This is a genomic window from Pantoea sp. alder81 (assembly GCF_020179835.1).
Classification (GTDB): domain Bacteria; phylum Pseudomonadota; class Gammaproteobacteria; order Enterobacterales; family Enterobacteriaceae; genus Pantoea.
The window spans coordinates 1-17,289 of sequence record NZ_JAIUDA010000016.1; the positions used below are offsets into that span (position 1 = coordinate 1).

Consider the following 17,289-nt stretch of genomic DNA (forward strand, 5'->3'; position numbering starts at 1 on the left):
GCGATCAACAACCTGTTTGACTGCTTCAATTTTAAACTCTTCGGGATAACGCTTACCGCTCATGGGCACCTCTCTTTAAGCCATCTTAATTGACTCTGAGGTGTCTGTTAAACCCGTGGCGATTCAGTGGACCTCCCCGGGACGAACCGAGAATGTGCTTTTACCGCTATTTACTTCCCGGGCCTTGAAGGCAAGACGCATTCCATCAACCAGCGGCGGTAAAGGTGGTTGATAAAAGGCCTGATAGGCATTGGCCGATCCGGAATCATTTGCAAAGGTCGGCTTAGCCTGTTGAATAGCGGCATAAATCCCGCATGACGGGATGAAAGGTGCTCCAGGTGCGACATGTATGTCACAACTTTCAATCATCTTCATATCGCTGGAAACGTCGATGACCCAGGCGCTGACAAAACCAATATCGGGTAAGGGTGTCATCTGCATACCAGCGGATGCAGCGCTTGAAGCTTTAAGCGATACCACACATTTACCCGCACGCACATCAGGCTGAGCCTTACCATTATTGGCGGGGCCACTAAAAGTCATCGATGGGTCGGCGGCATTATAATAGGGTAATACTGAATCACCGACATCAACGTCTTCATAACCAACCTGAATCAGATAACTGATACTCATACCAGCCTGTGCAGGAGCCCGTAGTTCAAGGATTAAATCTTTGGTGAGACCCTGCTTTAGAATGGTATCGGAGTGGTCTGACGTCAGTGTTGAATACGCTGTCTGATCAATGTGCTGCAGACAGTAAATTTCACCGGCACTGATTACAACGTTGAGGGATGCTGGCAAAGTTGGCGTGCACTTAAGACCAGCCAGACAGGTATCAGAGCCCAATACTGCACTGGCTAGCTTTGCCAGTCCGATCATGGCGAACTTATTCGTGTTCAGTAAATCGGTTTCAAGGGGGATAGCCCCCGGATAAACAATCTGACGGTCCATAATTTTCCCAAAAAAAAGCCACCCTGTTGGTGGCTATGCAAACGCTGATGAAGTGATGCTATTGCACCCTCACCCACACAATGGTGCCTTCCATCTTTGTAGCGGTAATAGCGGCAAAAATTTGTGCATCCGTTACTGGATGAGTAAGCACTGAGTTCCGGTGTCGATCTTTTAAAAGGCTTTCATGCCCAGCGAAAACAATGTCTGAGTCCATATCTGAATTGCATTTTTCTTTGTCGGGACGATGAACGATGACAAAAGCCTGACAAGGGATTTGAAGCGAGCCATAGCGACCCGCTACACCGTAACCGGAGGTAGGCATACAATACCCCCCCGTATCAACTGCACACTGAGGTTCGATGATTTCAGGCTGATAGCCAGTAAGGTCATTAATAATGTTCAGGATGGCCTGCCGGGTTCCTCGTTCGCGAAACATACTTTTTTTGATGAGGTTCCTGAATTTAATATCTGTCATCCCCTCATCTCGTCTCAAGTGCGCGCCAAAAAAATCCTGTGCAGCAATATCAAGCCAGCCATCACTGGCTGTAGTGATTCGCGTTTGTTGTCTTGCGTAATTGTAGAGCGAATAGCACCATGACAGATACTGAGCGAATAAAGTCAGAACACCATCCAGTACCGGAGTTTCATCACAAAACCATCCTGCTGGTAGCAGTGCTTTAAGTCTGGAATGCATGTCATTCAAGTCACCGTTACTCATTTTGCACCTCAATAACGCCAGCACGTATCACCTCTTTTGCCGATACAGCCAGGTCACTATTTCCATTGTTTAATCTGACTGACGTGACATTACTGACCCTGGGACTTGCGTTGTAAGCCAAACGGATAAGCTTTGTATAAGACAATAACTGTCCCAGCGTTAGCCTGGAGATATGATCTTCAATCGCAATTTTGACTTGCGCTAACACGTCGAGATGATGTTCCGGCGAGTCCGTTTCAATGACTAACGAAACATTTGCAGTTACTATCACGGGCGGAAACACACCAAAACCTACGGTAAATCCTCGTGTTTTTTCTATAGCCTCATAGGATTTTTTGATGAATGACTGAGATGGCTTTCCTGTTCCGTCATCCACGACAGCAAAAAAATAACCCGACTGCGGCTTTCCAGCGTAAGAATAATTCTCCACCAGGGCGCATGATACGCCGCTCTGGATATGAAGAATTGCAAATTCGATGGCCTCTTTGGTGGCTTTAGACAGGGAGGAAAACCACTTAACAAAGCGCGCACGAAAGTCATCATCCTTTTCGGCATCTGCTCCCCCCTCAAACGCTTTCAGGTTCGTCACAGTGTCAACAAAGGATACAGAGCCGATAATAACGGTTACCGTCCCTGCACGAACATTACCGCTCAAGCCTGCCTGCCAGGCACGTACCGGCACGTCCAGTAAGGCCTGGTCTGCAGGCAGGACATAGCCTCGCTGAACAGGATCATAATTTTTGTGTTTAGTGTCGCTGACAACCGTAAAAAATTGCGTATCGTCAATGGTTTTAACATTTGTGCCGATGGGTATGAGAGCCTGATGTGATGCTGTGAAACGTCTAAAAGTTACCGTTCCAATTGCCTGAACAGCAGGGTTACGCTCGAAGTTAAAATCAGCCATCCAGCTATCCAGGTCCTCTCCTGAGCACGTGGAAGCACGCGTATTGACCAATAGTTTTACTATCAACTGCTGAAGCCAGCTAGCAACTCCTGCGTTTGATTCAGCTAATGAACGGAGAATACTGCCAATTGAGAAATCCACCATTCTTGCAGCTCTCGCTTCTACCGCCGTTTTCTGATCTTGGTAGAGCTCTTTAAAAGATTTGATGTTTAGAGATGCCATGCTTTACCTCGTAACGTCAAAGCTGAGTGTTTCCGATGTGCCGGTTGTAACATCGGTATAGGATATCGATACACTCACGCTATCTTGAGTCTGCGTTAATTTGATCACCGGAGGGGGGTGCTCGGCAACACTATGCTCCAAAAGCACTTGACCGGTAATTAGCGCCTTCCATTCGCCCGGTCTGAACGTTTCACCCACTTTTTGGCCCAAACCTGCACCGTATTCAGGATCAAAAATATTATCGCCAGGATTAGTTATCAGTCTGCGGAGAATACGTTGATTAATGCGTTCGCGATGTGAAACTAGCCGAACGTCTCCTGATAAAGTGATATTCAAATCCCCACCTGGAATGTGAAATAAGTCATTCATCAGTTCTCACTTATTACCGGTTTCACCTGATCAACAGGTAACTGAGTAAAGCTCCCCTGCCCATTTTCAAAATGTCTGTGGCCGTTGTATGTTGTGCGTAACCTATGGAGAGACCCATAAATACCTTTTTGGTCGTTCACGTTTTTCACGACAGTCAGATTTTCTTCGATCAGGACATCTCCACCAGTGAAGTGGTGCGCCGGGGCGCTATAGGTGATTTTGGTGGCAGAATTCAGCAACACATCTCCGCTGTTCAGGAATTTTAGAAGCGATCCGCTTTTGTGAATCAGCCAGAACTCTCCAGAAGGCGGCCCAGGACAGCGGTCTTCATCGTTATAGAACTGGCCCGAGGCCATGCCAGCCCCCATAAGGCCGGAATCAAACTCCACTTTTACTTCGGCACCGACCATTGGCCCAGCAGCCAATCCCCACCCACTGCCCACCCACGGAGAACTGAGTTGCATCCATCCTGTTTCCTCGCCAGTGGGCTGCAGTTGAACCTTTACCGCATAGCTGTCCGGGTCGTAGGCGGTGATAATCCCCTGTCGCGTTCCGCTAGCGCCAGCAGATGTCTGCTGCGCGGTGGCTGCCATAGCATTCAGAAGTGCTCTCACTGCGTCACCTCCAGCGCCGGGCTGTGATTTTTACCACTAACGCTCATCGTGTAGCCATTTTCCCAGCTCATTGATCGGCGAACGCTGTCACACCAGTAACGCTGATCAAACGGGCTTTGTGTTCCTTCAACTCGCACCAGAGTGTGCGGCGTTAAAAGATTATCCCCGGCGGTAGAGCCGCTGAATTTCATCTCATGCTGCACGACCTGCTGATAAATGGTCTGCGCCAGTTCGTTGGCATCTTCAGGGGAAAGCCCATTTCTGATTACCCGGTAAACCTGCGTTTTCGAGTTGGAATTTCCCGGAGTACTTCCTTTGGCATACTTCGGATAAGAGGCCACGAACTGCTTGTTTTTGCGCTTTGCATTCCAGCTAAGAATCTCGACGGTAACGCCCTTTGATATCGTCAGCGCGCGGGAAAATGACAGGTCATCTGACATATTGCATTGCGGGTAAGCCAGTGAGCCCGGAGGTTGCCAGCGGATGACGTAATTGTCTTCCTTAGACGAATCCTTGATGGGTTCAAAATGCAGATTTTCTCCATCGATATATACGGAGTAATTTTCAATAGCAGCCAGCGTAGTTATTAAGTCCCATTCCGTTTGCTCACCTGTCAGGTGTGTGCTGTCAATCTTGAAGAACTCACCAATGCGCTGCGTGGTTGCTGTTACAACCGGTTTCAAACCGTGTCGCTGAGCCAGCATCGTCGCTATTTGTGAACTGGTGTAATTCTTGAAGCTTTCACCGGCAGACTTGGCATCAATCATCAACGCGGTAAAGTCGCGACCATCAGCCAATATCTCAAACCGCGCCGGGTCGTAATGCCAGCTGTCGATATTTCCGATGATGAGTTTCTTCTCGTCTGTGCCTGAAAGAGTGATGATCGAGGCATACAGCTCAACCGTAATAGTTGTCTGTGTTGCCCACCAGTTCAGCATCTGCATGTTGGCCGGTAATGCGGATGATGCCAGGACAAGGTCAAACGTCGATGCACCACGAAATCCAACATCCTCAACACTAAACGATACGAAAGGAACCTCAGTGCCACTTAAACGACAACGCCCGCTGATATGGCGGGCGCTCGATTCAATTATCAGGTTATTTATATCCATAACTAACTCGTTGGGTTGACTGGAATCGTCAGTGAATTGATACCGGTTAGCTGCGGATCAGACAGGTCATTTGCAGATGCAATGCTGCTCCAGAGAGAAGCGTCGCCGTACTGATCAGCGGCCACCTGATAAAGGTTGCCGCCGGACAGAGTTACCGTCCGTACACCGTCTGCCGTCTGGCCGGAACTCACGTTTTTATTCAGGCGTCCGAGTACATTGTGAAGGCTGTACAGCGCCGGGATGCGCGTACTCTGATCCGCCTGTCTGAGCAGATTACTCACCGTGGTTGAAATCGGGTTGCCGGGAACCAGGCCGCCAAGGGTATTTATCTGGCTGGCTGCCGACTCAAGCTGGCTAATTTGCTGCTGAATAATCGTCTGTGCGGCTATGATTGGCCTTACCACTGACTGCACCTGTTCGACTGTGGCATGAGCAAAGTCAGTGACCTCTTTCACGGCGCTGTGTACCGCGGTAACTGCATTGGTGACTGTCGATATGTCAATGATGTTAGAGAGGCCCAAAGCCTGCCCAATGTTGCTGTCAAGCACTCCCTGCAGCGCCCCGGTCAGCGCATCCACTTTCAGCGGTGAGGCATTGTTGGCGACAATTGCCACCTCTATGCTGTACGGCCTGCGGTAGATGAATTCATATACCGGCGTAAAGGAGGTGATCACTACCGTGAAGCTGTAATTGTCCAGTGTCAGCCTTAACTTCTTACCAGCATCTCGCATCCTCTCAAGTGCATTAACGCGATCGCCGGATTGCGAGCCGGTAATGACACCTGACCACGTCAGGGGGGCATATTCCACTCCCAGCACATCGATGACACGCTTACCGCCGACCATCTGGTGCAGAACCGTCTTGTGTCTGCCGGCAATGGTCACTTTATCCGGAACTTCAAATTCCATAAATTCAAAGTCTCCCAACATTAGTCGGGTAACAGTAGGATCAATACCTTGTGCGAAGTGCGTCAGGGAATTCAGAAATGACATGTGACTTCACTACCTGTATCAGTGACATCCGGGGGCGGGCTGGCATTCGCCAGGCTACGCTGGAAAATACCTGTTTAATGATAGACAACGTGATGAAGTTTGAAAATCAGGATGCATTCAAGATGACGGCTGCCTACCTGCAGCGTAAAGAGAACCTCTCAGCGGCAACGGCTTATTTTAAAATTTTATAGAGACTTATGAAAAGTTCGACCGTTGGCTCTCCTCACCGGAGCCAATAAAAACCATGGATGAGGAAAAGAGAGCTGCCAAAGCCAGCCCAGACTCACTGCTCTGATAAAATCATGACATTAATTTGCGATAAGTTTGCAATGTTCTGAGGCCAGGTTAAGCTGAAGTTGTCCTTACCTCTTCAGGGACATCCGTCAAACTTTTGGCAATACCCCCACCCCTTTTCATTGCCGCCCGGCTTCCGCGCAGGTTCCGGGTCTTTATTTAATTGTGGTTGTTTTCAGCTAAACGCTGTCAATTTCAACCTTACCGCTTCGCATGCAATCTCCAACGTACCTACTATGCTCAAATTGTCTCTTACTGCCCTGTGATGAGATAAGCTGTGTTTGGAAATGTTGGGCACAGGATTGTGCCAGCCCGGTTGCCACCACTCCCGGGCTTTTTGTTTTTTTAGCCTTTCGGTTTTTTCTCTGCCACTTTCTTCAGAAACATCCACTGAATGCTGTAGGCGATGCCGCCGGGTGCCAGAACCCAGGCCGATGAAGAATGACCGTCCGTGCCCATGACCACGAATTTCATCCCGACCAGCTCCAGCAGTTCAACGACCTGTCGATCCCAGGTTTCCGCTATGCCGGTATCACCCGGAACGGCATCCACTTTGACGCGGGTGCCGGGCGGACAGGTTAAACGCGTGCAGGTGCCGTGCACTTTGGCCATGATGTTATCCCAGCTGTCACCGTAGTAAGTGTCACTGTCATTCACGTCCATCGCTGCGGCCCCGAGCGTCAGTGCCAGCAGGGATATTACCGTTAAGGTTTTCATAGCCTTCGCCCCTGAAATCACGCTGAGGCTAAACGCTGCCATTAATGGCATACGGTTTCCCGCAATTTTCAAAGGCTGTGACAGAGAATTAAAAAGCGGAATACTGTGCCTCACCGGCTCAGGGCTCAGCCAATCCGGGCATCTATGCGTAAAATTTCCTCTGCGGAAAGCTCACGCCAGCTGCTTCTGGTCAGAGCATAGTCTTTAAACACATCATCCATCGCTTCATTAAATGACATGTATAAATGATCGCCCTGCACCGAATGATTTTCATAGTCGAAGTAACGAATAATGAGATACACCACTTCACCATCAGTGGTTGTCATTCCGTACGCGACAAGGGCGTTGACGCCGTCCTCATCAGGTTCTGCCAGACCAGCGTGTAAAAACCGGGGCTTTTCAGTAATCATAATGACGTCCCTGTATAGACGGTTTCAACTGAGGTGATGACGGCCAGCATCAGTGCAGATGTCCGATACGGCTGAATCTTAGTCCAACCGGTAACAGCCCCGTCTGTTTAATCAGACTAAACCAGATGCCCACCGCTTTACCCACCAGATTGCGTTCTGGCACGAATCCCCAGTAGCGACTGTCATAACTGTTGTTGCGATTGTCTCCCATCATAAAGTACTGACCTTTAGGGACCAACCACTCACCTGCGGGTAGCCCTTCCTGGTGGAAGAACTGACCCGTATCAACCGTTCTGGCAGCGTCTTGCTGGATTTTATGGGTGATGCCACCCAACGTTTCATTCCGCTCAACAAGGTGCTGACCGTAATTAAATGATCCTAAATGGTCAGCCGGTACCGGAGGTGTGTAGCTGATTGGGATAGGGGTGCGATCATCTCCCGCCCGTGCTGATGCCGGGAGAATGGATAATGTCTGACTTTGCGGTTCAAACTTCACATGATCCCCGGGTAGTCCGATGACGCGCTTAATAAAAAGCTGTGAGTCGTCTGCCGGATATTGGAAAATCGCGATATCGCCCCGTTGCGGATGGCCTCGCTGTATTAGTGTTCTCTGATTGAAAGGATTTTTGAATCCATACGAAAATTTATCAGCGATAACAAAATCACCTTTAAGCAGAGTCGGCGTCATTGAGCCTGAAGGAATGTGAAACGACTCCCAGCCAAAAGAGCGAATCAGTAATATCAGCAACAGCAGAGGAAACAGGCATGCACCTGTCTCCAGCCAGGACTGGGTCAACGCTCGTGTTTTATGGGGGGGTGCAGGCACATCATCATGCCTTTTGTTAACCGCACGGTTTCGCCACAGCAGGATCCGGCACAAACCGGCCAGAACTATGGCTACCGCCAGAATGTAGGCGAAAATATTCACTGCAATGTCCCCCTGATGGTGCGCAGCTTAAGAGGATTTGGGTGCGGCATTCACGGCCCCCTCCAGCTCGCTGTATTTCGCAGAACCAGTCAGAACATTATCGCCGATTAGTAGTGAAGGGATTTCTGTCAGACCGAGCTTCATGATTAATGACCGGTTAAATGCCTGCGGGGAGAGCGTATCGGGACTGACCCTTGTGAAGTGCACATCCGCCGCCCGCATAGCCGCGCGGATACTGTAGCAATCAATCATCCCTTCATAAGCTATAAGTGCGAGGTGGAAGGCGTCAAACTTCTCAGACTGGTGTTGCCATACCGCCAGGGCCATGCGCGTAAAGGCTATGGAGCCGTCAGATCCATATGAAATCAGCTTGTTCGTGATGGCTATCTGAGGATATGCCTTGAGTAGATTTCCAAGCTTAACGTCGGGCGGCCGGAAATGGATGCATTCGTAATTCATAAAAGTGACAATATTCTGTGCGGGATGTCCAGCATCCATCACGGGACAAATGGGATCATTCACTAATTTCTCCTGAAGCAATGCTTCCACCTGGCTCAGGCTGGAAGACGATAGACCCTCAAGATGGGTCACTGTGAAACTGTCTAGCGACTGACGCCACAAATGATCGGTTGCCGCAGTCACAGTGCCAGCAATTATCAGCAAAAATGTCGTCACGAGTTTGTTGAGCGTTCCCGAATTCCTAGTATTAATGCGTAATTACCTTTGTCTTTGTGAATACGCGTGGCGTCTTTGAAATCACACCAGCTAAGCAGCATGGCAATTACGCCATTCAGTTATCTGAAAGACTGCATCACTTCAGGATTACGCAGGACGATAATTAAGGAATGGCAAGGCTGCTGACCTGGCCGGGATGAATCATCAGCATGGATGAGTCGAATGCGCTTGCGGATGATGGCGCTCTGGCGGCTTGCTGACTCATTTGATCAATCACCGTCGCGACTAATACCTGACGGCCTTCATGCGTCATCAGGAGATTGATTGACTGTTCCGTTCGGTTACCCGTTACCGGCGGTATGGGCGGATAAATGCCGGTTTTCCTGTATGCCTGCTCACGTGCTTGCTGTTTATCGAAGTCAGCCTGTGAGGGCATCCATGGTCTGTAGGTTGCGCCGTTGTCTCGGACATTCTGGCGTGCCAGTCTTTCACGCTCTTTCATTTCCTGACTCTGCGACGCGGTACTGGCAGGATAAAGTGCGGCAAGTGTCGCAGCGGCAATGATGGCCGGAAGCCCTGTAAGTGCAGCAGCCAGACCGGTCAGCCCCGTGGTGGCGCTTCTGCCAATGAGCACCTCAATACCCCAGCCCGCCAGCTTAAGAGGGGATAGCAAAGCACCCACCCCATGCTTCAGGACCCATAAACCTCCGCTAAGCGCAGCAAGGCCTGTTATGGCCAGACCTGCTTCTCCGGCAAACTTCGCCATTTCAGGATGCTTGTGTGCGATGTCGGTCATCCGTTTTAATGAGTGCGTCAGCCCATCAAGCCCTTTCGTAAACTTGTCCAGCAGGCCGCCGTCTTTACCCATCACCAGCTGCAGATTCTGCCATTTCTTCTGGAAGTCGATTTTCTTGCCGTTATAGGTACTGCCTACGGCGCCATAAGCATCATCCAGTCCCCGTGCGATAGCGTAGGCGTCAATACGGCGATGAATGGTATCCAGCTGCTTATCGATGAGGCTGAACATCTTGCCGCCCGTTCGCCCAAAAATCAGGGCGTTCTCGCGCTGCTTTTGTTCATCCGTGTAGTGATTCTTTTGATAAATGGGCAGTATCATCTTCTCGTAGTAATCCACCGGTGACTGGCTGAATAGCTGCGAGTTAATGAGGGGGTTACCATGCAGACGTTTCACGCCGCCAAGGTTGTTGAGTTCAACCCTGCTGGCGTCCCAGATACCCATTTTCAACAGGTCATGCGAAACCTGGCTGGGCAGCATCACTATGCCGTTGAGGCGGTTATAGGCTGTCATCAGCGCTTCACCCGCTGAACTGCCCTTCAGTTCACCGATAATCGGCTCCAGTTGGGCGAACAATGCTTTACTGCTCAGATTGAAAGCTGAAGTACCCGCCTTGGCCATAAACTGGCGATACTGAGTGAAATCGACGTTGCCGCCAGATGACTGGATGGCCCTGAATGCAGCGTCCATCAGCGCATTAAAACGCTCAGAGCTCTTGAGCCCACCCGCCGTTTCAGTAAAACGCAGCATGTCCATTTGCTTAGCGAACGTGGCCTCGCGCTGATGCTCATCAAGTCCACGTGAAGCAAAGTTCATGCGCGCCAGCACAGGCGCTGCAAGTTTAGCGGCACGCAGCTGCTCATCCAGGGACTTCATACCGGAATCGCTGAACACGCCCTGCGCTTCAACCATATATTTCAGCAAATCAGTCGTAGAGGAACCGCGGATGCGGGTCGTCTCTGCGAATTGCTGTGCTTCCTGTGTTGCTGCCTGCCTCAAACCGAACTGTCTGAATTTCTCAGTCATGGTCTGGTAGCGCGCAGCCTCATCCACGAAGCCACTCAGCAATTTGAATCCAAGGTAGCCGGTGGCCAGATTGGTCATGCCGTCTGAATAGGCGCCATGACCGGGAGAGCGGCCATGACCGCCACCATTCCCCGAACCGCCGCTACCCCAGCCGCCCGGCGGCACGCCGTTGCGCCAGCCGTGCCATCCAGCGCCAGAGTTCGAGGGAGGAGGCAGAACAAGCCCCCCACCATGGTTGCCATATCCGCCTCCACCAGCTGCGGCGGAACCCGCCGCGAGAACAGGCAGCGTCATCGCCGCGCCGTAGCCACCAGCAAGAGACGGGAGATTTCGGGTAGCGTTATTCATGCGCTGGGCGTGGTCAGCAGCAGAGCGGATGGCTTCAGCATAATCACGCGCGCCACGCGATGCGCCAGAAAATTGGTTGTTTAGGGAACGGTTGAGTGCCCGCAGCGCGGATGTTGCCTCTCTGGCGGCGCTGGTCAGTGCTTTAATGTTCTTTGTGATTTTGACGAACTTCTTATTGAGTTCGATCGCATCACGGCTGACTTGCATCAGGTTGCGTGTAATCTGGTCATCCAGCGCCAGCCGCACGGCTACGCGGTAAGCCTGAATATCCATAGGAACCTCGTTTTAAGGACATTAAAAACCCAGCCGGAGCTGACAGGCTTAGAGTAAGAAGAGCGGGAAAAAAAGCTGAATGTTAAAGCCAATCTGACGATAACATTTGCGAAGCTAATGAGAGGAAACCCCCGTTATGAATAAACTCGGTCGCCTGTTTAAAAAAAACCGGGATGCTCAATCGATGTATATCCGCAATTCAGAAACTGAGATCTCTCGCATCGCCAGAAGGTGTAACCGGGATCAGGTGGCTGCGATACACATAAAACTTAAGCTGTTTCGATCAGAGTTAGCAGCCTGCCCGGATTGGGACGGTGACACGCATGACCAGATATGGGATGCCATCGAATCACTTAAACGGCTTCTCACGCAGATTGAGTTGCTGGGGAAACACAGAGCATTACTCATTTCTGCTGAATGATGCATGCGACTGACGATACCTGTTCAAAATTTATTATTGAGAACTTTCAATGGAACAGCCCAACCCCCTCGCAATTCTGACGGTAATCATCTGGTTATGATGTTCATCCCCTGCTTCCGCATGGCTCAGAAAGCTGGCTCCGGATTGAAATTGGCCTGCTGCTATCTTGTCCGGGCATACACTTCATCATGCTATATGTCTTCGCTTACAAGAAGTGGCCCAGCGCACCTTATCGATAAGCACTAAACATATGTCAGGATGAGATGCGAATCAGAAACAAAAAGCCCACCGAAGTGGGCTTAGTTATCAATCAGGCTGCTTATCGCCTGATTCAGGTGCCAGGCTCTCATCGTCTTTATCATGATCTTCTGACTTAGCCTTCTTATCGTCTTCAAGCTCATCGGCTTCAATCGGTCTATCTGACATAAATCCCCCTCAGTCGCTTAGAGATTTAAGTTTAGGCGTACGCAGAGAGGTAAGCCTAGCGCTTAAGGGCAAATAAGTAAGTAGTGGTGCACGTCTTAAGCACTGATCATCTGTCAGGATATGGCAATCAGAACTATCCGTGTATCTTTGCTTAATTAATCAACGCATGGATGAACATCACGTTGGAATCTCCAAAAATCAGCGTCATTGAATTTATCAGGCGCATAAATGAAGGCAGTACTAAGCCCATTCTTTGTCGATGCGATGACGGTAACAAATACATCGTAAAATCAATGCCTTTAATGCCGCCCAAGCATCTACTGGCAGAATTCATTTCTGCTTGCCTAGCTCAAGATCTTGGTCTTCCGCTACCTGATTTTACCGTCGTTTACATCCCTAATGAGCTGCTAGAATTTTCGCCAGAACTCAAAAGTGACATTAATTCGGGATACGCGTTCGCTACGCTTTACATTGAAAATGCAGTTTCTTTGACATTTGCACATTCAAGAAACGAGCAAATTGTCCCTATTGACGATCAGAAGAGGATCTTCTTGTTTGACCGATGGATCATGAATGGTGACAGAAGCCTCACTGCACTAGGAGGCAATGTGAACATGCTCTACGACGTTCAGCATGATAGGTATTACCTTATTGACCACAATCTAGCCTTTGATCAGAATGCGAACGCTGCTGGAGATTTCGAGTACCACGTTTACTCTCACAAATCGAGGAAGTGGACCTTTGACATGGTCGATCGTGTTGAGCATAAAGAAAAACTTCTAAAAACCTATTGCCGTATGCCTCACTTCTGGGAAGATGTACCGGATGACTGGCGTAATGATCAGGATTTCATCAACAGCATTGACACTACGCTCATTAGAGCCGAAACAGATGATTTTTGGAGTAGTATCACATGACAACGCCTTGCTTATACAGCATCGTTCGATATTCACCCTATCCGGAAACTGAAGAGTTTGCGAACGTAGGTGTGGTCGTGTGCGCTCCAAAGGAGAATTATTTCGACTACATGATCACAAATCGAAATGACTCTCGCGTAAGGCGGTTTTTCCACGACGATTGCATTTTCCCTTTAGCTAAAGATGCATTCTCTAGCGAGCTGGGATTTGCTAAGAACACTGCTCTTGAAATAAGCGGTGCGCAGTCTCTTTCTCAGTTTTTCCACTACTTTACTGCAAAACGCGAATCAATCTTTCACTTCAGCCAGGCCAGAGTTGTACTTACAAATAACCCTAGAGAAGAAATGAAAAAAATCTATGATCGTTATGTAAATCATAGTGATTATACCAAAGCACGTAGAGAAGAGGTTTTAGCTAAAGAACTAAAAAGAAGCATCGACAGAATTGATGCCCTAAAGAATATGTTCAAAAATCAGACAATTAACGGGACGCTTGCTAAATTTTCTATGCCTCTTGTCGCCAAAAGAAGTGACGTCATATCACGAGCGATCAAGCCTCTAGCTTTTGAGCAATCCGAACCTGGAAAGATGATGGAGCATGGTGACACATGGGTAATGAGGGTTACTCGTGCTGCAGAAGAAAAGTTACTAGAAGTAAAAGATGTGTTATTTACTATTGAGGAACCTCTCTCACCGACCTTGGCGCAAGTTAAGGTGCTTGATTCTATAAAGCTCAATTTAGACAAGCATAAAATTGCGCATGTTCCTGCTAGCGATCATCGTGCGGCAATCGAATTTGCATCAAATATCATCGTTGATCGGTCATGATTGTAGGGCCTTTTACTTGGCCCTTACTATTGCGCACAGCTGCATTCGTTGAGTTTTAAATGTAGCCCGCATCACCCTGAATGAGATTGAATCGTTTCTTTTTTTTGCGTGTACTGAAATCTGATCTCATCAAGAAATGTTAGCGTTGTAGCACGTCACCCCAACTCTAGAATACCGACAAACCTTTCCTGATTTAGTAAACTTTGAAATTACCCGATATAACCACGCCAATCGCCTCCAGCAGCGGGTCAATCTTCCGCACGTACGCGGGACCGATAAAGGGGCGCGGCGGCATGTTTTCGGTTCCGACTTCCTGCCAGAATCCGATCTGACTTTTAGTGCCCACAATGGCCGCCAGACCTACCACTTCGCTCTCGATGGAATCCCGCAATTCACCAGAGCGCAACAGCGGATCGTCTTCTGTGTACCCCTGACGCACACGGTCGGCTTTCGTTGATTCAGCCAGGGGCGCCCAGGCCTCAAAAGGGCCGTAAGCGGGCTGGTACACCCCAATCTCTTCTTTCGCCGTTTCCTCAATCTCTTTCACGATGATGTGAAAACCCAGCTCAAGCTCTGACGCTATATTAGTGGAAGCAAACGACAGTTCCCGACCTAACTGTTCAAGGTTCATCAATTACTCTCCTCCCACTGGCCTGTATTCCAGTTGTACCTGCCGCCGTCGAACTCGCGAATCACCACGCCCATCGCAATACGTTCATGAGGCATCAGCCCAGCCAGTCCCGGGAAAATGATGCTGAACGGAACCCCGGATTTCATCAGCCAGCACTGATTGATGAACGCAGGGTTCCGGGCGAGTTTTTTGCGGCGGTCTCCGTGGCTTCATCCTCTTCCTCTTTCGACTTCTCACGTAACCAGGATGTCACCGCTTTCAGTCCGCTTTTACCGAGGATGGCCAGCATGCCTTCAATCTGTTTGGGGTTCTGCGGCACCGGGTATTCGTCACCGTCAATGTCAGCCACTGCCGCCACCGGGAAGGCATACATGTTCATGTACATCACGTTCATGGCCATTTCCGGGCCAACAGCAACCGTCAGGCGGGATTCCTGCACCGGGTCCAGCTCGCGCAGGGTGATAAGGCGCCCTGCTGTGTCCCTGACCTGGTTATATTCAATGGCCTTTAATGCCGGGGTGGGTTGCTTGCCTTCATGCACTGTGACCTTAACCATTCTTGTTCCTTAATGTACTTTTTTGCGACGGTTTGCCGTCCAGGACAGGGTCTGATTAACAGTCTTCTCTCCCTGCTTGTTGCCGGCATCGGTGAGATGAAACGAGACGCCTTCATAGCGAAAGACACTGACCGTGCCGTTCACTTCGGTGATGGTCTCAGTAATGGTGCCGCGAGGCTGATCGATACCGTTGTAATAGTTGTCTTCCCACTTCGCCCAGAAGTCATCCAGCGTGGCATCCATACGTTCAGCAGTAATGGTGCCATGCCAGCCAACGGGGATTTGCAGCTCATCGGTGATGCCATTGAGTGGCGTAATCTTCTGGGTCGAGACCTGCGGCTTTGAGTCAAAGCTAATGATTTTGGGAATGCGCAGCTTGCCCGATGGCGTGTTGATATCGACTGCGATGTCGCGGCCTACGGTATAGCCAAGGGTTGGCATGGTTTATCTCCGGAATTAAGAGCGCAGCGGCTTTAGCGGGGTGAATCATTTGAAACGGAGATGGACACGCTGCCACCTCCTTCCAGGTTCACCAGGAAGTAGCGAACCACGTTCAGGTATTTAACCTGCACATCTGCCGTCATGTAACCCAGCGCCACACGGGAATCCGGATTATTAGTCGCATCGAGACGCACAGAGAAAGCCGGCCCGCCGTTCGGGTCGCCAATCATCTTCATCGTCTCCAAATTCGACAGGAAAGACTCCAGGGTGCTTTTCGTTTCCCGCCGCAGGTCTGTTGTCTGATTATCCCCCACCACGCCACCAAATCCTGCCGCCAGGGTCAGTGACAGGAAGTTGGTCATACGGGTGTAGGTATCATCGTTCTGGGTCGGATTAGACGACGTGTTACGGCCTGAGCGCATGCCAAAGTAATGACCGCCCGGACAGGGATTGGTGATAACGTCCAGACGTGCCGAATTGATCGCACCGATTTCCGGTACCGAATAGGTTCGTCCCATCAGCTGTCGCTCGGTAGCGATGATGCCCGGGATGCGCTTATTCAGAGTGGAAATATGTGGTGATCGGGATGCAATATTCGCTGCTTCAAAAGTCGCGGGCGCAATCATGCGATTAGTGCCGTTATGCGTGTCTTTCCAGAATGGCCAGTCGCCTACCAATAGTTTGAAATGCCAGTCATCAACACCCGATGTATTCAGCGCTTCAGACAGTGCTTTGCAGTCGGTTGACGCCGGACCCTGACTGATGGCATACGCCCCTTCGGAGCGTGCGAAGGCGGCCATAGCGGGCCAGCAATCGCTGTTCGTTACATCAATAAGATTGATGACCTGCGAGCCTGAGCCGCGCAATGCGAACATCCCGGTCCGAAGGGTGTCAGTACCGTCCGCGCCCAGCAGCGTTTTCTCTGAAACTGCTTCTGATTGATTTTTCTTGTCGCTACTGGTGGCAGCTTCAATGCCATCTGTCCCGCCTGTAAGCTGAACGGGCTCGATGACATCTGCGGTTTTATTTTCCTCAGAGTTGTTATCAGTATCCTGATTGTCTGTTCCAGACACTGGTGCCGTTGTAATCGTACCCACTGAAGCGCGCACCAGCTGACTGGGGCCACGGATATTCATCTGACCGTGATTAACGGCGTGAGCCATCGCCTCCCATAACGCAGCCTCTTTGCCCTGAATATTATCGAAAACCTCAGCTCTCATGCCCGGCAGACTGATGGTCAGCTTTTTCGAGTTAACCGCCGTTCCTATACTGATTCCTGCGACAATCTGATTTCCCCGCGTTCCGCTGTAGAGGGCAGTCAGCATAAGGGCTTGCTTACCCCCCTTTTTACTAAGCTTTCCACAAGCAGTCTTATCCGTACCGTTAGTGACACGGATACAGTTCAGGTTCGAGGCACCCAGCTGAAGTGAAATCGCTACAGCCGTCGAGAGGTCGAATTTGCGATCTTCTGGATGCCCCAGAAAAAAAGCCATATCTGTATCTGAGTTGATACGGAAAACGCTGTTTACCGGCCCCCAGCTACCCACACCTACCAGACCTAATCCGTCAGTCGGCACGCCATTAATCAAGCGAGTCCGTGGCGGTACCACCTGGACGTATAAATCCGGTGCAGTTAATGCAGATGTGTTGAGATCGCCGGCTGAATAAATCGGCATGAAACATGACTCCATTGTGAATGCGCGGTAGCGATTGAAAGGGTG

General features: G+C 50.0%; 20 protein-coding genes. 3 read left to right on the forward strand and 17 right to left on the reverse strand.

What is annotated here, in order from left to right:
* Positions 1–123: 123 nt before the first annotated feature.
* The 12 genes from LBW88_RS25325 to LBW88_RS25380 all read right to left on the reverse strand — a co-directional run bounded on the left by LBW88_RS25325 (position 124) and on the right by LBW88_RS25380 (position 11,349).
* Positions 124–951 (reverse strand): hypothetical protein, encoded by an 828-nt coding sequence (locus LBW88_RS25325; protein WP_224935317.1) that lies wholly within the window; start codon positions 949–951, stop codon positions 124–126.
* A gap of 58 nt (positions 952–1,009) precedes the next feature.
* The gene (locus tag LBW88_RS25330; RefSeq protein ID WP_224935319.1) at positions 1,010–1,669 is read right to left on the reverse strand and encodes a hypothetical protein; all 660 of its coding nucleotides are present in this window, start codon (positions 1,667–1,669) and stop codon (positions 1,010–1,012) included.
* Positions 1,662–2,795 carry a baseplate J/gp47 family protein gene (locus tag LBW88_RS25335; protein ID WP_224935322.1) on the reverse strand — a complete coding sequence of 378 codons (1,134 nt, stop codon included), beginning with the start codon at positions 2,793–2,795 and terminating at the stop codon, positions 1,662–1,664. Before LBW88_RS25335 ends, LBW88_RS25330 begins: the two co-directional genes overlap by 8 nt.
* Before the next feature lie 3 nt (positions 2,796–2,798).
* A complete protein-coding gene (locus LBW88_RS25340; protein ID WP_224935324.1) occupies positions 2,799–3,164 on the reverse strand; it encodes a phage tail protein in 366 nt (121 codons plus the stop codon).
* On the reverse strand, positions 3,164–3,778 hold the full coding sequence (locus LBW88_RS25345) for a phage baseplate assembly protein V (protein ID WP_224935327.1): 615 nt from the start codon (positions 3,776–3,778) through the stop codon (positions 3,164–3,166). Before LBW88_RS25345 ends, LBW88_RS25340 begins: the two co-directional genes overlap by 1 nt.
* Entirely contained in the window at positions 3,775–4,890 is a 1,116-nt protein-coding gene (locus LBW88_RS25350) for a type IV secretion protein Rhs (protein WP_224935329.1), read from the reverse strand. The genes LBW88_RS25345 and LBW88_RS25350 overlap by 4 nt, the downstream gene beginning before the upstream one ends.
* A gap of 2 nt (positions 4,891–4,892) precedes the next feature.
* Positions 4,893–5,882, reverse strand: coding sequence for a hypothetical protein (locus LBW88_RS25355; protein WP_224935332.1), 990 nt, complete (start codon positions 5,880–5,882; stop codon positions 4,893–4,895).
* A gap of 639 nt (positions 5,883–6,521) precedes the next feature.
* Positions 6,522–6,893: a hypothetical protein gene (locus tag LBW88_RS25360; protein ID WP_224935335.1), complete on the reverse strand. Its 372-nt coding sequence runs from the start codon at positions 6,891–6,893 to the stop codon at positions 6,522–6,524.
* Between the two features lie 125 nt (positions 6,894–7,018).
* Positions 7,019–7,303, reverse strand: coding sequence for a hypothetical protein (locus LBW88_RS25365; protein WP_224935337.1), 285 nt, complete (start codon positions 7,301–7,303; stop codon positions 7,019–7,021).
* 49 nt (positions 7,304–7,352) lie between these two features.
* Complete coding sequence (gene lepB / locus LBW88_RS25370) at positions 7,353–8,231, reverse strand: signal peptidase I (protein ID WP_224935340.1); 879 nt, start codon at positions 8,229–8,231, stop codon at positions 7,353–7,355.
* Between the two features lie 27 nt (positions 8,232–8,258).
* Positions 8,259–8,906, reverse strand: a complete 648-nt coding sequence (locus LBW88_RS25375; protein WP_225031568.1) for a hypothetical protein — start codon at positions 8,904–8,906, stop codon at positions 8,259–8,261.
* Positions 8,907–9,069: 163 nt separating this feature from the next.
* Positions 9,070–11,349 carry a hypothetical protein gene (locus tag LBW88_RS25380; RefSeq protein WP_224935344.1) on the reverse strand — a complete coding sequence of 760 codons (2,280 nt, stop codon included), beginning with the start codon at positions 11,347–11,349 and terminating at the stop codon, positions 9,070–9,072.
* Positions 11,350–11,485: 136 nt separating this feature from the next.
* Between LBW88_RS25380 and LBW88_RS25385 the strand changes: the two genes are divergently transcribed.
* From LBW88_RS25385 to LBW88_RS25395, 3 genes are all read left to right on the forward strand, one after another.
* Positions 11,486–11,770 carry a hypothetical protein gene (locus LBW88_RS25385; protein WP_224935347.1) on the forward strand — a complete coding sequence of 95 codons (285 nt, stop codon included), beginning with the start codon at positions 11,486–11,488 and terminating at the stop codon, positions 11,768–11,770.
* A 596-nt stretch (positions 11,771–12,366) separates the two neighbouring features.
* Positions 12,367–13,113, forward strand: a complete 747-nt coding sequence (locus LBW88_RS25390; protein WP_224935350.1) for a HipA family kinase — start codon at positions 12,367–12,369, stop codon at positions 13,111–13,113.
* Positions 13,110–13,940, forward strand: coding sequence for a DUF3037 domain-containing protein (locus LBW88_RS25395; RefSeq protein WP_224935353.1), 831 nt, complete (start codon positions 13,110–13,112; stop codon positions 13,938–13,940). Before LBW88_RS25390 ends, LBW88_RS25395 begins: the two co-directional genes overlap by 4 nt.
* A gap of 193 nt (positions 13,941–14,133) precedes the next feature.
* Here LBW88_RS25395 and LBW88_RS25400 read toward each other — a convergent pair whose 3' ends face one another.
* The 5 genes from LBW88_RS25400 to LBW88_RS25420 are packed head-to-tail and all read right to left on the reverse strand — an operon-like array spanning position 14,134 to position 17,244.
* Positions 14,134–14,571 carry a hypothetical protein gene (locus LBW88_RS25400; protein WP_224935355.1) on the reverse strand — a complete coding sequence of 146 codons (438 nt, stop codon included), beginning with the start codon at positions 14,569–14,571 and terminating at the stop codon, positions 14,134–14,136.
* A complete protein-coding gene (locus tag LBW88_RS25405) occupies positions 14,571–14,717 on the reverse strand; it encodes a hypothetical protein (RefSeq protein WP_224935358.1) in 147 nt (48 codons plus the stop codon). Before LBW88_RS25405 ends, LBW88_RS25400 begins: the two co-directional genes overlap by 1 nt.
* Positions 14,717–15,127 carry a hypothetical protein gene (locus LBW88_RS25410; protein WP_224935360.1) on the reverse strand — a complete coding sequence of 137 codons (411 nt, stop codon included), beginning with the start codon at positions 15,125–15,127 and terminating at the stop codon, positions 14,717–14,719. Before LBW88_RS25410 ends, LBW88_RS25405 begins: the two co-directional genes overlap by 1 nt.
* A 9-nt stretch (positions 15,128–15,136) precedes the next feature.
* Positions 15,137–15,568, reverse strand: a complete 432-nt coding sequence (locus LBW88_RS25415) for a hypothetical protein (RefSeq protein WP_224935363.1) — start codon at positions 15,566–15,568, stop codon at positions 15,137–15,139.
* Positions 15,569–15,600: 32 nt separating this feature from the next.
* A complete protein-coding gene (locus LBW88_RS25420; protein WP_224935366.1) occupies positions 15,601–17,244 on the reverse strand; it encodes a phage tail protein in 1,644 nt (547 codons plus the stop codon).
* Positions 17,245–17,289 lie beyond the last annotated feature (45 nt).

What these genes read in the sequence shown, in the direction of transcription:
- LBW88_RS25325 (WP_224935317.1), bottom strand. Translation starts at nt 951, where the DNA reads ATGGACCGTCAGATTGTTTATCCGGGGGCTATCCCCCTTGAAACCGAT.
- LBW88_RS25330 (WP_224935319.1), bottom strand. Translation starts at nt 1,669, where the DNA reads ATGAGTAACGGTGACTTGAATGACATGCATTCCAGACTTAAAGCACTG.
- LBW88_RS25335 (WP_224935322.1), bottom strand. Translation starts at nt 2,795, where the DNA reads ATGGCATCTCTAAACATCAAATCTTTTAAAGAGCTCTACCAAGATCAG.
- LBW88_RS25340 (WP_224935324.1), bottom strand. Translation starts at nt 3,164, where the DNA reads ATGAATGACTTATTTCACATTCCAGGTGGGGATTTGAATATCACTTTA.
- LBW88_RS25350 (WP_224935329.1), bottom strand. Translation starts at nt 4,890, where the DNA reads ATGGATATAAATAACCTGATAATTGAATCGAGCGCCCGCCATATCAGC.
- LBW88_RS25355 (WP_224935332.1), bottom strand. Translation starts at nt 5,882, where the DNA reads ATGTCATTTCTGAATTCCCTGACGCACTTCGCACAAGGTATTGATCCT.
- LBW88_RS25360 (WP_224935335.1), bottom strand. Translation starts at nt 6,893, where the DNA reads ATGAAAACCTTAACGGTAATATCCCTGCTGGCACTGACGCTCGGGGCC.
- LBW88_RS25365 (WP_224935337.1), bottom strand. Translation starts at nt 7,303, where the DNA reads ATGATTACTGAAAAGCCCCGGTTTTTACACGCTGGTCTGGCAGAACCT.
- LBW88_RS25380 (WP_224935344.1), bottom strand. Translation starts at nt 11,349, where the DNA reads ATGGATATTCAGGCTTACCGCGTAGCCGTGCGGCTGGCGCTGGATGAC.
- LBW88_RS25385 (WP_224935347.1), top strand. Translation starts at nt 11,486, where the DNA reads ATGAATAAACTCGGTCGCCTGTTTAAAAAAAACCGGGATGCTCAATCG.
- LBW88_RS25390 (WP_224935350.1), top strand. Translation starts at nt 12,367, where the DNA reads ATGAACATCACGTTGGAATCTCCAAAAATCAGCGTCATTGAATTTATC.
- LBW88_RS25395 (WP_224935353.1), top strand. Translation starts at nt 13,110, where the DNA reads ATGACAACGCCTTGCTTATACAGCATCGTTCGATATTCACCCTATCCG.
- LBW88_RS25400 (WP_224935355.1), bottom strand. Translation starts at nt 14,571, where the DNA reads ATGAACCTTGAACAGTTAGGTCGGGAACTGTCGTTTGCTTCCACTAAT.
- LBW88_RS25405 (WP_224935358.1), bottom strand. Translation starts at nt 14,717, where the DNA reads ATGAAATCCGGGGTTCCGTTCAGCATCATTTTCCCGGGACTGGCTGGG.
- LBW88_RS25410 (WP_224935360.1), bottom strand. Translation starts at nt 15,127, where the DNA reads ATGGTTAAGGTCACAGTGCATGAAGGCAAGCAACCCACCCCGGCATTA.
- LBW88_RS25415 (WP_224935363.1), bottom strand. Translation starts at nt 15,568, where the DNA reads ATGCCAACCCTTGGCTATACCGTAGGCCGCGACATCGCAGTCGATATC.
- LBW88_RS25420 (WP_224935366.1), bottom strand. Translation starts at nt 17,244, where the DNA reads ATGCCGATTTATTCAGCCGGCGATCTCAACACATCTGCATTAACTGCA.